Below are 16,573 nucleotides of genomic sequence, written 5' to 3' on the forward strand. Positions count from 1 at the left end.
ATCTAATATACAAATATGTCAAACCAAGAGTTAACAATCTGCCATGCTTCTCTGAAAAAACTCTTTGTTGCTTCTTTGTGCTTTTCCATAAGATGGTTATCTTATTCTTCCTATAGCTGCACTTTAAGAAAATACTCATATATCTACAAACTTATTTTATACATATAAGAAAAATTTTAATCTATTTTCTTCTCACCTACCCCAACTTTATAAGTAAGGTCATCGCGAGGACGATCAGAGGACATATGGTAACCCGTTATGATATAATGCAGCATTTCAGCAATATTAGTAACATGGTCACCAATTCGTTCAATATTCTTTAAACAAAACAGTAAGTGCGTACAAACCGTAATATTGCGCATATCTTCCATCATATACGTCAAAAGTTCACGAAAAAGAGAAGTATACAAAGCATCAATCTTCTCATCACGCTCACGCACCGCGTCAACACGCTCTAATAGGCGACTCGTATAAGCATTTAAGACTTCTTTTAATTGATTGAGTGCTAAAGCTGTAATTGTTTCAAGCCCATGATAAACAGAAGCAGATTGACGTATTTCTGAAAGTGCAACAGTCCTTTTAGCAATGTTTTTTGCCATATCCCCAATCCGTTCAAGATCAGAAGAAATACGAATGGCTCCAATAATTTCACGCAAATCGACAGCCATCGGTTGGCGTTTGCAAATAATAGCAACCGCTTTTTCATCAATGTCACGTTCTGCTTCATCTAAAAACACATCATCGGCAATCACTGTCGTTGCAAGTTGAAGATCACTACTCACAACCGATGCGACAGAACGTTCAATCATCCTTTCTGCATGGCTTCCCATTTCTGTAATCCTTACTCTTAAATATTTTAGTTCTGCATCATAAGAACGGACAGTATGTTTCATAGACATATCTTATACTCCTCAATTCACCTATCCAAAACGCCCCGTAATATAATCTTGTGTCCGTTGCTCTTTTGGTGAGGTAAAGATCATTTCAGTCGCACCAACTTCTACCAAATGCCCTAAATGAAACATAGCCGTATATTGAGAAACACGTGCGGCCTGTTGCATGGAATGCGTTACGATAACAATTGTATAATTTTGCCGTAACGCATCGATAAGCTCTTCAATCCGTGCTGTTGCAATGGGATCAAGAGCTGAACAGGGCTCATCCATCAAAATAACTTCAGGACTAACCGCAATAGCACGTGCAATACACAAACGCTGTTGTTGTCCCCCTGATAAACTTGTTCCAAGATCATGAAGGCGGTCTTTTACTTCTTCAAACAAACCTGCCTGCCTCAAACTCTTTTCAACTACATCATGCAATTCAGAGCGTGTTTTAACTAAACCATGAATGCGTGGACCATACGCAACATTCTCAAATATAGATTTTGGAAAAGGGCTGGGCTTTTGAAAAACCATTCCAACACGAGCGCGCAATTCTACAACATCAATCCGTGTGTCATAAATATTCTCCCCATCTAAGGTAATAAGACCAGTTGTTTTAGCGCCTTCAATTGTATCATTCATACGGTTAAAACAACGCAAAAAAGTTGACTTTCCGCATCCTGATGGACCAATCAAAGCAGTTACTTGATGTTCAGGAATATCAAGTGTAATACCGTGGAGTGCTTCTTTATCTCCGTAAGAAACCTTCACATCCTGACCGCGCATTTTAATCTTCATTACAAAAATTCACCTTACAAAAATCTTATCAAAGCTGTTGTTTTATTAAAATTACTGGCGGCGTTCAAATCGTCGACGTAAAAAAACCGCAGAAATATTCATGATCGCAAGAAAAATCATCAATACAATAATAGCACCTGATGTCTTTTCAACAAAAGCACGCTCTGCTTCACCCGCCCACATAAAAATTTGAACAGGCAAAGCCGTTGCTGGATCCATGGGGGTCGTAGGAATATTAACAACAAAAGCAACCATTCCAATCAAAAGCAAAGGAGCTGTTTCACCCAAAGCCTGAGCGACTCCAATAATTGTGCCTGTTAAAATGCCAGGCGCAGCTAAAGGAACAACATGATGAAAAATCATTTGTGTTTTTGATGCTCCCAACCCCAAAGCTGCAGAACGAATAGAGAGAGGAACAGCACGCAGAGCAGAACGTGTTGCAATAATGATCGTGGGAAGAGTCATGAGCGCTAAAACAAGACCACCAACAAAAGAGGCTGAACGTGGTAATCCTAAAAAATTAACAAAAAAAGAGAGTCCTAAAAGACCAAACACAATTGAAGGAACAGCTGCAAGATTATTGATATTAACCTCTATAAAATCTGTAAATTTATTTTTGCGTGCATATTCTTCTAAATAAAGAGCCGTTGCTATGCCTATCGGAAGGGAAACTAATAAAACGATGCCTATCATATAAAGAGAACCAATGATCGCAACACCTAATCCCGCAGTCTCAGGACGACTTGAAGCGCCAAATGTAAAAAAACCAATATTAAATGTTTTATAAAGCGTACCATCATGCGCTAAACGCTTTATCCATTCTATTTGTCGATTAGAAACTTTACGGTTTTTTTCTGCTACACGCAGATCAATCTGTCCCTTATAAGCAGAATCAATATCCGCAGATGCCAAAACTTTAACTTTTTGCATTGTGCCAATCAGTTTTGGATTTTTTGTCACCATTTCACGCAGTTGAACACGGACACCATTTGAAAACATACGGTTAACGTCCAAAAGAGAGGCTCGATCATTTTGATTGATATTAAGTTTCTTCGCTAAAGCATTGCGTACAAGAAGTGGATAATTCGCCGTCATGAGCACTTGTGGTTTTGTTTTACGTTGACCACTTGGATCAATGATCTTTTCATCCAAATAAATCGATAATGTCATTTCACTTTGAAAAAAAGCTGTATAACCCTGACTAATGATAGACCATAAAAGCGTAAATAAAAAAAATAAACCAATAAAAATGGCAATCAAACCATAGGCACGAAAACGACGTTCAGCCCAATACCGACGCTTGAGACTAATATTGCGACGAGGAAAAAAATCTTCATTCATTCATATTGTTCCCGATATTTACGCACAATATAAAGAGCTAGAATATTCATCAAAAGTGTCATAACAAAGAGCGTCATCCCTAAGGCAAAAGCCACCAGAGTTTGTGGAGAATTAAACTCAAAATCACCGGTCAATTGATTAACAATCTTAACAGTCATCGTAGTCATTGCTTCGAAAGGATTGAGTGTTAAATTTGCTGCAACACCTGCCGCCAAAACCACAATCATTGTTTCTCCAATTGCACGCGATGCCGTCAACAAAATAGCCCCCATAATCCCTGGAAGCGCTGCTGGTATAACAACTTTTTTAATTGTTTCAGATTGCGTTGCGCCTAAACCATAAGAACCTTCACGTAAAATGCGTGGAACAGCCGTAATAACATCATCCGATAAAGAGGAAACAAAAGGTATCAACATAATTCCCATCACAACTCCAGCAGTCAAAACACTTTGTGCCATAATAAAACTAACCCCGTCTGAGAGAGAAGCAGAGAGATCTCGTAAAAATGGTCCCACAACCTTCAAAGCAAAAAAGCCATAAACAATCGTTGGAATGCCAGCAAGAACTTCTAACAATGGCTTCACAATTGCTCGCAATCGCGCAGAAGCATACTCCGCCATATAAAGAGCTGAAAATAGTCCTATAGGTACAGCAAAAAGCATGGCAACAAATGCAATATAAAGCGTACCAGCAAGAAGCGGTATTAGACCAAATTGTCCTACTTCATCGCTGGAACCGCTCGCGGAAAAACGCGGATCCCAAACTGTTCCTAAAAAGAAATTTGAAAAGGATACAGACTGAAAAAAGCTTACTGTCTGAAAAAGCATAGAAAGCGCAATGGCTATTGTTGTCAAGACTGCAACAATAGATGCACAAATCAATCCAATAATAATAAAAGATTCAACCTTATTACGGGCACGTTGATGAGGCGCAATTTGCATCATTCCACAGATAAAACCAAAGGACGCAATAGCAAAAAGAAAAACATAACCTATAAACTTAAGCTTTTCAGAAGAGAATACCCACGACTGTGCTATTTTGAACACATCATCCGATGCTTCATCGGATAAAATCAATCCCTTCGCGAGTAATTGTGCCTGCACTTCCTTATAGGAAGCGGTAGAAAGATTCCCCTCAAAGCGATGAATCTTTTTGACGAGACTTCGAAGTGTCTCCCAAAGTAGATCGTGATTTACAGGCTCTGTTACATGCGCACTATACGCCCCCAGCTCTCGAGAGGCATTATATTCTAAATAAATTGTACTCCCAGCATCCCAAACAATTAAAAAAATAAAAGCTGGAATAACAGTAATCAAAAATGTCCACCAGCCATAATAATACGCACGAGAATGCATTTTATGTTGTCTGTATTCAAGAATGCGTGCTCGCATATAAGAAATACAAAAGCCACAAAATCCAAAAATCAATAATAGCAAAACAATGAAGGAAATGCGCATTTTATCTTTCAGTTTTTATAAAAAAATAGCACCCAAATTTCCTATCTCAGAAATCCAACAAATTTTCCCTGCAAATTATTTCAATGTCATTACTCGACCAGCAGAAAAATCAGAACGCTGTGCTTGACGTTCCTTTTCAGGAGAAACAATCAAACCATATTCAGCCAAAGGACCCTCTGGACCAATCATTTGATCAGAAAGAAAAAAATCAACATACTCTCGCAAACCTGAAATAATACCTAAATGTGCTTTCTTAATATAGAAAAAAAGCGGACGAGAAACCGGATATTGTCCACTAGAAATCGTCTCAACTGTTGGCGCAAAACCGTTAATATCGGCAACCTTTAGCCTATCAGCATTATTTTGATAAAAAGACAAACCAAAAATACCAACCCCTGTTTTATTAGAAATTAGACGCGCAAATGTTTCAGAATAATCACCATCAATATCAACCGCTTTTCCATCCTTACGTACCGCAATACAAGCAGTGTGTATCTCCTTATCATCCATTCCTAAAGACTTCATCACCTCAACTGCCCCACTCTCTTTACACCCCTCAGTAAGTAATTTTTCCTCAAAAACTTCACGTGTCCCATGCTTCTCCCCAGGAATATACGCTGCTATCGTCCAATCAGGAAGAGCACTATTGACTGCACTCCATTTCAAAACATTATTCGGTTGCAACTTTCCGTCTATAATAATTCGAGCAGCAAGGGCTTTATAAACATCTACTGGCTGTAATTTCCAATCAGGTCCCTTAATATCAGTTGCAAAAACAATGCCATCATACCCAATACGTATTTCCTCAACATCTTTTACACCAGCATCAAAACAAGACTGTAATTCACTCGGTTTCATTGCTCGCGAAGCATTAACAATATCAACAGTGTTCTCCCCAATACCACGGCAGAATTCCTTAATACCAGCTCCTGTTCCTCCCGATTCGATAACAGGAACCTTAAAATGGGGATAAATTTCTCCAAATGTTTCAGCAACAATCTTTTGATAAGGTAAAACTGTAGATGAACCAGTAATCTGTATTTGATCGCGCGCATTGCCTCCATTTGCTGACAGCAGTAGCGCAAAAATCAATCCCACTCCAATTGATAATACTTTGTTCATCTATAAACTCCCTAAAAATTGAAAACAAAGCCTCTTAATTTATATTATACGGTCATTCTAGTTCACATTTGCAACATAACAAATATAAAAAACAACATGGATCATTTTTTTAAAACCATGTTTTTGTCCTCTGTCAAATAAATTCATTTGAACGCTTGAACTCAATAACATCCCAAAACAAATGAGCAACATCCGTACCGCAGAAGCGTTTAATTTCACGAATTCCCGTAGGAGACGTCACATTAATTTCTGTTATATAATCTCCGATCACATCAATCCCCACAAAAAGAAGACCGCGTTCCTTTAAGGCTGGACCAATGCGTTCACAAATTTCATAATCACGTTTTGTTAACTCCACATTTTCCGCGCGACCTCCAGCATGCATATTAGAGCGCACATCTGTTTCTGTCGGAATTCGATTAATAGCTCCAACAGGTGTACCATCAAGCAAAATAATCCTTTTATCTCCTTTTCGTACTGCCTCTAAATAGCGCTGAACAATAAAAGGTTCGTGATAAATTTCTGCAAACATTTCTAACAATGATGCTAAATTGCGATCATCTTGTCTTAAATAAAAAATACCAGCGCCCCCATTCCCATAAAGTGGTTTAACAATAATATCGCCAAATGTCTCTCTAAAAGCTGTTATTTCTTCAATATCTTTGGTAATTAATGTTTCTGGCATCAGATCAGAAAATTCAGTAACAAAAATTTTTTCTGGACTGTTGCGTACCCATGCAGGATCATTCACAACGAGTGTTTTAGGATGAATACGCTCTAACAAATGAGTTGTTGTGATATAATTGAGATTAAAAGGTGGATCTTGGCGTAAAAGAACCACATCCATATCTGTTAATTCCGTACGAACAGGCTTTTCTAATCGATAGTGGCTTCCCTCTTTATCATGTACAATCAATGGCTCTAGTCGTGCAATCACACAACCATCGTATAGAGATAAACGATCTGGTGTATAATGGAAGAGAGAGTGTCCACGTTCTTGGGCTGCTAAAGCGAGTGCAAATGTCGTATCTCCTTGAATCCGAACTGTTGAAATATGATCCATCTGAATGGCAATTTTCATAAATAAATCCTCTCTATCCTAAAAGCAGACTGGTCTATGCATCATAAACTTAGTAAACAATAAAAGAACTATGACAAGAGAAAATTTATGACACAAGAAACAGATATAAAATTAAACAACAAAGAAATCGAACGCTATGCACGCCACATCATTTTGCCTGAGATTGGTGGTGCAGGGCAACAAAAGCTAAAAACAGCACGTGTTCTTGTTGTAGGCGCGGGTGGTCTTGGTGCTCCTGTCTTAACCTATTTGGCTGCCGCAGGTGTTGGAACCCTTGGAATTGTCGATAACGACATCGTTTCACTTTCCAATTTACAACGCCAAGTTATTCATAAAACAAATGCAATCAACAAAAGCAAAACAGACAGTGCTGAAACCACTATAAAAGCAATAAATCCCCATGTTGTAGTTGAAAAACACACCCTACGCTTAGATAAAAGTAATGTGGATAAACTGCTCAATGCTTACCACATCATTGTTGATGGAAGTGATAATTTTACCACTCGCTATCTTCTCGCTGATCACGCTGCCCAATGTAAAAAACCTTTAATAAGTGGTGCTGTAGAACGTTTTAATGGCTCATTAACCGTCCTTATGCCGTATAAAGACAATAATCCTCACTATCGCGATTTATTTCCCACCCCTCCTGCTCCCGATACTATTCCAACATGCGCTGAAGCTGGAATCATCGGTGTTTTACCTGGCGTTATTGGAACCCTACAAGCAATGGAAGTTATTAAAATGATCACAAACATCGGAGAGCCATTAGTAGGAAAGATTCTTCTCTATAATGGATTATTAGCGCAATTTAATATTATTACTTATAAACGCTCAAATTATAAAGAAAATACCATAGTTATTAAGAAGCTTGGAGAATCATGATTATGTCCTCTCTTCCACTAATTTTTAGCACTCTCGCAATATGTATTGAAATACTAATTAATTTTATCGCAAGTCATCGAAACATTGTAACCAATGAAACCTATTAAATTTATCACAAATATGGAAAACCTTTTGTGAAAAAATAATTCTCTATAATGGATTATCAGCATAATTTCATGTCATCGTCTATAAATGGACAGAGACTCGTGGGAACATAGCTGCTATCAATATTCTTGTGTAAAAAATTTTCGACGTAGATAAAAATACAATCAGCAGAACTCTATTCAACTATTTTAATATTCACACATAAAAATTGTTTCACATGAAAGTGCTTACTTCAAACCATAACCTATAAATAAATAATCTAAGTCACATTTTAGTGATCGATACTATAAAAGGTTAATGATCTGTCAGTACATCTCTAACCTCAAGAGAAAACGTCTATTCATCGAGCATCATAAAACGCAGCTTAGGATTATTGCACGTATAAGAACAATCAATTGTCTCTGTTCATAAGAAAAATACATGGGAATTGATGTAAAAGTACATGGGGATTTGTGTATAGAAGGATTGAGATAAACCTCATGGAGAGCTTTAATTACATAATTATTGCATTCAGAAGCAGAAAGCTGCGGCTCATAAATTGATAATCCTTCAGCAATAATTTCACAGACAAGTATATGTAGAAAAAGTGAAGCACACAAATCTTGAAAACCAATCCACAGACGACAGCGTAAAGAGTGCATTTTTATAAAAGATCTCTTTAAAATAAGCGAGTAAATATGCAATGTTAAATATGTTCTGTTTTGCGTGAGGGGCGTTCCCCCCTAACAAAACATCAATAAGAGCTCTTTTTATAAAACTGTGAAACTAAAATTACAAAAAAATCAGACTTCTTTCTAAAATTAACATCTATGGTATAAGTTAATTTGGCTCGTTCGCTTTATTATTATCCATTGGTAAAGGAACAGGATGATCGGATAAACTGCGTAAATAAAGCAAGAGATCGGCACGATCTTGGTCATTTTTAATTCCACGAAAAGACATAATGGTCCCAGGAAAAGCTTCACGTGGAGAATGTAAATAACGATCTAACGTTACAAAATCCCATTTTTGATCAGAATGAGCACGTAATGCCCGTGAATAAGCAAAACCTGCTGCTGATGCCAAAGGGCGGTTAACAATCTCCCAGAGAACTGGACCAACACGCCCTGCTTCATTGCGTCCAGATGTGTGGCATATGGCACATTGGCGAAAAACTTTACGGCCATTTTCAAAATTGCCTTGTTGAAGGCGGCTATTTAGTGATAGGGAAACATCAGGTGCTTTTTGTTTTTCTTGAAATATATCATTCTTGGCAACTGTATGATGATATTGGACTGATGTAGGATGATCGTAAACTATATTGCTGAGTGTGAAAATCCCCACAATAGCGACCAGCACACATAAACAAGCACAAATAAAATAAATAAATCTCGAGCGATTCATAAAAACTCAAATGTTCACGATTTTATTACCATTTTTAGTTTAAGCTTTTTCTTTATAACACACAACATCTTCTTTATAACACACAACATCATAAATGCATCACAGATGACATTGGGAATCTTACAATGGCTCTTGAAACAATTATTCTTATTCCTGCCCGTATGGGCTCAACCCGTCTTCCTCAAAAAGCTCTCGCTGAAATTGGCGGAAAACCGATGATTGTTCATGTCGCAGAACAAGCCAAAAAAGCTGGAATAGGACGTACAATCGTTGCAACAGATCATAATGATATCGCTAAAGCTGTTGCAGATTATGGGCATGAATATATCATAACACGAGGTGATCATAAGTCTGGATCTGATCGTATTTATGAAGCTTTAGTGCGCATTGATCCTGAACAACGCTACAACGCCATTTTAAATATACAAGGTGACTTACCAACAATCATGCCTCGTGAAATCATTCGTGCGCTACGCCCTTTAGAAAATAGCTTTACTGATATTGCAACCTTGGGTGCCAAAATCATTGAAGAAAATGAAACAAGAGATCCCAATGTTGTCAAAATCATTGGTACACCGCTTTCTCAAAATCGCCTTCGTGCTCTTTATTTTACGCGCGCCAAAGCACCTTATGGAGAGGGTCCTCTTTATCACCATATTGGAATATACGCCTATAGGCGCGAAGCACTTGAGAAATTTGTATCATTCAAACCCTCACCACTTGAGAAACGTGAAAAACTTGAACAATTACGTGCATTAGAAAACAATATGCGTATTGATGTGGAAATAGTCGATACAATTCCCTTAGGTGTAGACACACAACATGATCTCGATAGAGTTTGTGAGATTTTAGCATGAAAATACTTAAAAAAACCAATAAAATTTCTTTCCAAGGAGAATACGGCGCTAATTCCCATATTGCTTGCTCCAATATGTTCCCCAATATGGATGCTGTTCCCTCTGCTACTTTCGAAGACGCCCTTAATTTAGTGGAAAGCGGGAAAGCTGATCTTGCTATGATCCCTATTGAAAATACCCTTGCGGGACGCGTTGCAGACATTCATCATCTTTTACCACAGTCATCTCTTTATATTATTGATGAATATTTTTTACCTATCCATTTTCAACTCATGGTTTTGCCCGGCGTTACACATGACGAAATTAAAACCGTCCACAGCCATACGCATGCCCTTGCACAATGCCGAAAAATCATACGAAACAACGGTTGGAAACCTGTTGTTTCTGCTGACACCGCTGGAGCTGCAAAATTTATTAAAAAAAATGCTAAACGTTCACAGGCTGCCTTAGCACCTTTAATCGCAGCAGAACTCTATGGACTTGATATTATTGAAAGAGATGTTGAAGATAACCCTCATAATATTACCCGTTTTGTCATCCTTTCACGCTCCAAACGACATGTCCCCAAACCTCAAAATGGCGAAAAAATCATCACCAGTCTTCTTTTTCGAGTGCGCAATGTCCCCGCTGCTCTCTATAAAGCTATGGGAGGATTTGCAACGAATGGTATCAATATGACAAAATTAGAAAGCTATCAAATTGGTGGAAATTTCAATGCAACACAGTTCTTTGTTGATATTGAAGGACATCCTGAAGACCCGATGATGAAACTTGCCTTAGAAGAATTATCTTTCTTTTCTGCAGAACTGCGTATTATCGGTACTTATCCAGCACAAAACGATCGAACATCGTATATATAAAAGCAATTAAGCTGCTATCATTTTTTGTTGATATCAAAAAGCATCGTAAAAATTTCATAATGCAACGCATCTTGAAAGGGCTCGTTTTTTCTACTCAACACCCTTCATAAACACTGAAGAAGAAAAAACAGCTCGTAATAGAATATATAAATTATTTTCATAATATTTTCTCACAAATTATATCATGATAAACCGCAATTCAACTCGTATAAAAACCAGTGTAAAAAAACACAGTAACCAAAAATAAAAACGCTTGTACCATCTATTTCCCTTTATATATTTAAAGAGAGCCTCTTGAGAAAAGTCATTTCCTCTGACAATATTCCAATAAAGATAACGAACTTCTAAATTAGCTCTCAAAACAATTCAAATTATTATACATAATAGAGTATTCGAATCTTTTAGATTAATATCATTCTAAACATGGTTTAAAACTAGAAAATGCAACTTAGCCCTGATTTTAGCGTTAAGTTTGAACTTGTATCTTTATAAAAACTGATTTATGATTCACCTCACTTTAGAAAAAAGGAGAGGATAATGAAAAAAATCTTCACGCGAGGATTATTAGCCGCAAATATTCTCGCCTACTCTAGTGTTGCATTTGCTGGCTTTGGTGAAAAAAAATGGAATTTTGCGCGGGATGAAAGTGTTGTGATCACACCATCCTATACATTCCAGCAAGGAGTTGAATACTCTTGTAATACCTTTAAACCGAAGAAAGTATCCTTTACTTTATCATACTCTGCCCCTTCTGATTTAAACAAATTGAGAATTTTTGTTGATGATGAAAAGAAAATAACCCATGATAAAGAAAAGAAAATCTTTACCCTAAAAAATATAAAATCTCTTCATATAAGTTTTCCTTGGTCAGGACATTATATTTTTAAAAATATTACGAACAAAAAAGTTGTTGGAACAGATTGTGACACAGGAGGTTATGATTAACAATATTTCTATAACATCTAAATTTGAGTAGAGTTATTCTTTTTTCAGGTATTTTTTTCAAAATAGGGCATAATGAGCCATTAAAACTAATCGCTGAAAAGGTTATTTTTATCCTAATATGGCAACCCTTAAGCTGCTTATAAGGTTAGATATTAAAGAACTTTTGCGAAAACTAAATGACTAAAATTAAATTGTTCTGTATTTTCTACTATCAGAGCTATTTTTTTAATAAGAATATAACTTCTATCTTTGCAACTGCTTTATTTTAAGTACTATAAAGCACATCGTACCCAAATCACTTAGATAAACAGAAAAGTAAAATTTGCTCTACAGATGCATTCCTCGCTGCATTTTAAATCATACTCATTCAGCTTTTGTAAAAAATCATCTCGCTCTTCCCTCCTTATTAAAGGATATAATTATTTGAAACTATAAAATGTCGCTTATATCGAATAAGAACCATTTTTATGCTTATAAAATCAGTACCCCCTTATTTCTATAGCGTTTAATGTTGCATCTTCTCTTGCATAAGTACAGTCTCTTAAAAATATATGAAACCTTTTCTCAATAATAAAAATTCATATATTGATCCATCTTGTGATAAACATCAATGTTTTTTAATTAAAAGAACAAGTACGCAAAAAAAGAGCGATAACATCTACTCAGTATTTATATACGTTAAAAGAAAAAATATTACATATTTGATATTCTCATTCACTATAGAAATGAGGTGGTTCTCTTATAAGATATTTAATATATTGACTTATCATTATAAGAGTTCGATTTTTTATACTGAATTACAACCACAAATAAAGTAAGATCTCCCATCTTAAATCTCATATTGAATCAATTAAAATCGTTTCCTTGAAAGTTACAAATGGGAGTGATGTGTGAGTAAAAACGATTAAAAAAGGAATAAAAATGCTTCTTATAAAGCCTCTCAAGTGCAAGGGATCGCAACATTGGGAGTTGTTAAGTAGTATGAGGGCTAAAATTTATACTTTTATTAAGCATAAAAAAGATAGTGCACAATGGACTTATATCTCAAGGAGAGTATGTATACTATTTACGAGTAGAGTTTGAAATATAGTTAAGAGTATTGAGCAATCGCTCTTTAAAAAGCCTGTGAATGTACAACATTAAATGTATTCTGTTTGGGATGTTCTGTTTTGTGTGAGATGAGAAACACCATTAAAGCAATATTTTATAATTATTTAAATAGCACTCTTCCCCCTGACTTTCGAATGTTAGCCAATTACATGATCTATCTGCTTTATTTTCTTCTTTAACTGTTGTAAATTTTTGATGATTCAATTTCGTAGTTTTAGAACAGACGTGTCTATCCTAAAACTCTTATATGTTTCAGCGAATGAGAATAATTATACATTCAGACTATCTTAAGCGAAAAGATATTTTCATACCAAATAAATATGCAGAGCTACTGCTATAAAAACTAATAAATCCACAATCTCTTTGTTGTTTATATGTCAATAAATTAAACGCAAAGGAAAATTCTTCATCGTTCTTAGGATATTTTTCGTTTCTGAGCTTGATTTTTCATTCCAAATCGACAATATGAGTTTGGGAGGTTGGTGGTGGACGAACTACTCGCCAACTGGGTCAGGTCTGGAAAGAAGCAGCCCCAACGAGTTCTGGTACGGGTCATCGTTCCAACCTCCTATTTTGCTGAAGAAATTATTTTTTATGCTGTCTTTTAGCGAGGTATTTTTAATCTTCAGAGCGGCATTTGTATGCAGCAAATAAAGGGGTTTTGTTATTTTTAAACAAATTGTCCCATAAATAATTTGATTAAGAAAAAATCCTTTTATATGAGACTACAGTATTGATCTATGCTTTTGTATTATCAAAATGTACGCATAAAGAACTTCGAAGTTGGAAATATTCATGGAAAATTTACCGGTAGAAACAGCCTATCGTGTTCTTGCTCGTAAATATCGACCCCAAAACTTCTCTGACCTCATTGGTCAGGAAGCTATGGTGCGTACTCTCACCAACGCCTTTGAAAAAGGTCGTATTGCACAAGCGTGGATGTTAACAGGGATTCGTGGCGTAGGTAAAACCACAACAGCACGTATTTTGGCACGTGCACTTAATTATAAAACAAAAGATATTGACCAACCAACAACTGTATTGGACTCTCTTGGTGAACATTGCACACAAATTATCGAAGGACGCCATATTGATGTTATAGAAATGGATGCCGCTTCTCATACGGGCATTGATGATATTCGTGAAATTATTGAACAAATACGCTATCGTCCTGTTTCTGCACGCTATAAGGTTTATATTATCGATGAAGTACATATGCTCTCAACACAAGCCTTTAATGGTTTATTGAAAACTCTTGAAGAACCACCTTCCCATGTGAAATTTATTTTTGCCACAACAGAAATTCGCAAAGTTCCTATTACAATTCTTTCGCGTTGCCAACGTTTTGATTTACGACGTATTGACTCAAAAGCTTTGAGTGCACATTTGCGTCAAATTGCGAAATCTGAAAAGGTAGAAGTAGAAGATCAAGCACTCTCTATGATTGCCCGTGCTGCAGAAGGATCTGCACGTGATGCATTATCCATTTTTGATCAAGCAATCGCCCATAGCAATGGCAATGTTAATGCTATTGCGGTGCGTACAATGTTGGGATTAGCGGATCAAGCACGTATTATTGATCTTTTTGAATTTATCATGAAGGGCGATGTTGTCAATGCGTTACATGAATTACGCAGTCAATATGAAGCAGGTGCTGATCCTCTTACTATATTGACAGAACTAGCCGATTTTAATCATCTGGTCACACGTTTACGTTTTACACCAGAAATAGTGGAAGATTTCTCACTAACTGAAGAACAACGTTTAAAAAGTTTAGACTTTTCAAAAAAACTTTCCGTTCCTGTTTTATCCCGAAACTGGCAAATGTTACTCAAAGGTTTACAGGAAGTTAATCAAACTGCACGTCCACTTCAAGCCGCTGAAATGCTTTTAATTCGTCTTGCTCACACAGCTGACCTACCAACTCTTGATGAAGCTTTAAAAAAGCTTACGCAAGAAAAAACGCCTCTCACACTCGTTACAAATTCTTCTCATCAAGAATCTACGAATGCAAATAATATAGCAAAAGAAACAATGGTCGGAGCCCATGCTTCCTCGAGCGTTTCAAATACATTAGCCGATCAATCAGATTTAAAAACATCTTTGAAAAACCAATTAGATCATTCCTTACAACCAGAAAATTTAGTTGAAAATCAAAACCATGACAAAATCAACGCCCAAGAAGTAACAGAAATTCCAGAAACTTCTCAATCTACTGATCTTTCTGAAAAGATTGCAAATTTATCGCATTCTGTCACGCAAACAACAGAAAAGATTACTGAACCTAAAACTCTCGTGATTAATTCTTTGCACGATATTGTTCAATTAGCCGAACAGCATAATGACGTTCCTTTCAAACTCCTTGTTAAAGAATTTGTTCATCCTGTTTCTTTTGAAGCTGGGCATATTACCTTGAGACTTTCTGAAAATACCCCACAATTTCTTGCTCATGATATAGAAAAAAAGATATCTCAATGGACTGAAAAACGCTGGACAATAACTTTTGTTAATGAAGGAGGTGGCCCAACCTTACAGGAGGAAAGTATAGCGATTCAAAAGACTCTTTTTTCCAATGCAGAAACAGATCCTGATATTGCGAAAATCCTCAATCATTTCCCAGAAGCAAAAATTGTCGATATTCGACTCAATAAAGAAGAAAATGATCTTGATTTACTCTCCAATACCTTTAAAAATGCTGATATTTTTAAAAATAAAAATGATATCAATGATGAATAAGGATACCTATTCCTATGCGTGAAATGATGAGCATGATGAAAAAAGCCAAAGAAATGCAAGAAAAAATGCAGAAGATTCAGGAGGAAATAGCTAATCTGCAAGCTGTGGGCACTGCAGGAGGTGGTCTCGTCAATATCACTTTAAATGGCAAAAATATTATAACAGCAATTCAAATTGATCCTTCATTACTCAAACCTGAGGAAGGTGAAATTCTTGAAGATCTCATTATGGCAGCTTATAATGAAGCAAGAACAAAAATCGAAGTTGCAATAGAAGAAAAAACCAAAAGTATGACCGCAGGGCTACCACTCCCATCAGGTTTCAAACTTCCATTTTAATGAAACGGTTTTTTCCCGTGAGACAAAAATATGTCTAAATACATTGCAGGACCTGAGATTGAACGTCTCATTCAGATTTTATCACGGTTACCAGGTCTTGGTCCACGTTCAGCACGTCGTGCTGCGCTTCATCTTATCAAAAAAAAGGAGACATTGCTGGAGCCTTTGGGAGCGGCTATACAAGCAGCTATCGAAAAAGTCGGTATTTGTTCTGTTTGTGGAAATGTCGATACCATTGATCCTTGTTCAATTTGTACAGATTTGCGCCGCGATGATACAACAATCATCGTTGTTGAGGATATTGCTGATCTGTGGGCTCTTGAACGCGCAAAAACTTTAGCCGCACGTTACCATGTGTTGGGTGGACGACTCTCCCCCTTAGATGGAATAGGTCCTGACGAACTCAACATTGCCACCTTAATACAGCGTGTTGTACAAAACCCTATTACGGAAATTATTCTTGCTGTCAATGCGACTGTCGAAGGTCAAACAACTGCTCACTATATCACCGATCAGCTTTCTAATTTTCCAGTTAAAATTACGCGACTTGCTCATGGTGTTCCTGTAGGAGGCGAGCTTGATTATCTTGATGATGGAACTTTAGCAGCAGCTGTACAAGCAAGAACAAATCTTTAAAAATTTCTTTCTCTTACCTGTTATCTCGTTTTATTTACTAT

Annotated in this window: 14 protein-coding genes and 1 other RNA gene; 8 read left to right on the top strand and 7 right to left on the bottom strand. The window is 36.6% G+C overall.

All coding sequences use genetic code 11. From position 1 onward, the window contains the following. Positions 1-176: 176 nt before the first annotated feature. The 6 genes from phoU to gshB all read right to left on the bottom strand — a co-directional run bounded on the left by phoU (position 177) and on the right by gshB (position 6,680). Positions 177-899, bottom strand: coding sequence for a phosphate signaling complex protein PhoU (gene phoU, locus ACFIM6_RS04265; protein WP_375611791.1), 723 nt, complete (start codon positions 897-899; stop codon positions 177-179). A 21-nt stretch (positions 900-920) separates the two neighbouring features. Further along, entirely contained in the window at positions 921-1,679 is a 759-nt protein-coding gene (pstB, locus tag ACFIM6_RS04270) for a phosphate ABC transporter ATP-binding protein PstB (RefSeq protein WP_375611792.1), read from the bottom strand. A gap of 51 nt (positions 1,680-1,730) precedes the next feature. Further along, positions 1,731-3,020, bottom strand: a complete 1,290-nt coding sequence (gene pstA / locus ACFIM6_RS04275) for a phosphate ABC transporter permease PstA (protein WP_375611793.1) — start codon at positions 3,018-3,020, stop codon at positions 1,731-1,733. Beyond that, positions 3,017-4,477 carry a phosphate ABC transporter permease subunit PstC gene (pstC, locus tag ACFIM6_RS04280; RefSeq protein WP_375611794.1) on the bottom strand — a complete coding sequence of 487 codons (1,461 nt, stop codon included), beginning with the start codon at positions 4,475-4,477 and terminating at the stop codon, positions 3,017-3,019. Before pstC ends, pstA begins: the two co-directional genes overlap by 4 nt. A gap of 75 nt (positions 4,478-4,552) precedes the next feature. Then, positions 4,553-5,599: a PstS family phosphate ABC transporter substrate-binding protein gene (locus ACFIM6_RS04285; RefSeq protein WP_375611795.1), complete on the bottom strand. Its 1,047-nt coding sequence runs from the start codon at positions 5,597-5,599 to the stop codon at positions 4,553-4,555. Between the two features lie 133 nt (positions 5,600-5,732). Continuing rightward, positions 5,733-6,680, bottom strand: a complete 948-nt coding sequence (gene gshB, locus ACFIM6_RS04290) for a glutathione synthase (RefSeq protein ID WP_375611796.1) — start codon at positions 6,678-6,680, stop codon at positions 5,733-5,735. A gap of 87 nt (positions 6,681-6,767) precedes the next feature. Between gshB and ACFIM6_RS04295 the strand changes: the two genes are divergently transcribed. Continuing rightward, positions 6,768-7,562 (top strand): molybdopterin-synthase adenylyltransferase MoeB, encoded by a 795-nt coding sequence (locus ACFIM6_RS04295; protein ID WP_375611797.1) that lies wholly within the window; start codon positions 6,768-6,770, stop codon positions 7,560-7,562. A 924-nt stretch (positions 7,563-8,486) separates the two neighbouring features. Here ACFIM6_RS04295 and ACFIM6_RS04300 read toward each other — a convergent pair. Then, positions 8,487-9,050, bottom strand: a complete 564-nt coding sequence (locus ACFIM6_RS04300; RefSeq protein WP_375611798.1) for a c-type cytochrome — start codon at positions 9,048-9,050, stop codon at positions 8,487-8,489. Between the two features lie 125 nt (positions 9,051-9,175). Here ACFIM6_RS04300 and ACFIM6_RS04305 point away from each other — a divergent pair, with 125 nt between their 5' ends. The 7 genes from ACFIM6_RS04305 (at position 9,176) to recR (ending at position 16,532) form a co-directional block, all read left to right on the top strand. Continuing rightward, on the top strand, positions 9,176-9,907 hold the full coding sequence (locus ACFIM6_RS04305) for a 3-deoxy-manno-octulosonate cytidylyltransferase (protein ID WP_375611799.1): 732 nt from the start codon (positions 9,176-9,178) through the stop codon (positions 9,905-9,907). Beyond that, positions 9,904-10,767, top strand: coding sequence for a prephenate dehydratase (locus tag ACFIM6_RS04310; protein ID WP_375611800.1), 864 nt, complete (start codon positions 9,904-9,906; stop codon positions 10,765-10,767). The genes ACFIM6_RS04305 and ACFIM6_RS04310 overlap by 4 nt, the downstream gene beginning before the upstream one ends. Before the next feature lie 537 nt (positions 10,768-11,304). Next, positions 11,305-11,712, top strand: a complete 408-nt coding sequence (locus tag ACFIM6_RS04315) for a hypothetical protein (RefSeq protein ID WP_375610537.1) — start codon at positions 11,305-11,307, stop codon at positions 11,710-11,712. 1,584 nt (positions 11,713-13,296) lie between these two features. Further along, positions 13,297-13,394, top strand: an RNA gene (ffs, locus tag ACFIM6_RS04320) — signal recognition particle sRNA small type. Between the two features lie 223 nt (positions 13,395-13,617). Beyond that, positions 13,618-15,558 carry a DNA polymerase III subunit gamma/tau gene (locus ACFIM6_RS04325; RefSeq protein ID WP_375611801.1) on the top strand — a complete coding sequence of 647 codons (1,941 nt, stop codon included), beginning with the start codon at positions 13,618-13,620 and terminating at the stop codon, positions 15,556-15,558. 14 nt (positions 15,559-15,572) lie between these two features. Next, positions 15,573-15,896, top strand: a complete 324-nt coding sequence (locus ACFIM6_RS04330) for a YbaB/EbfC family nucleoid-associated protein (RefSeq protein ID WP_375611802.1) — start codon at positions 15,573-15,575, stop codon at positions 15,894-15,896. Between the two features lie 30 nt (positions 15,897-15,926). Further along, entirely contained in the window at positions 15,927-16,532 is a 606-nt protein-coding gene (gene recR / locus ACFIM6_RS04335) for a recombination mediator RecR (RefSeq protein WP_273790577.1), read from the top strand. Positions 16,533-16,573 lie beyond the last annotated feature (41 nt).

It is taken from the genome of Bartonella sp. AA9NXGY (genome assembly GCF_042196845.1).
Lineage (GTDB): Bacteria > Pseudomonadota > Alphaproteobacteria > Rhizobiales > Rhizobiaceae > Bartonella.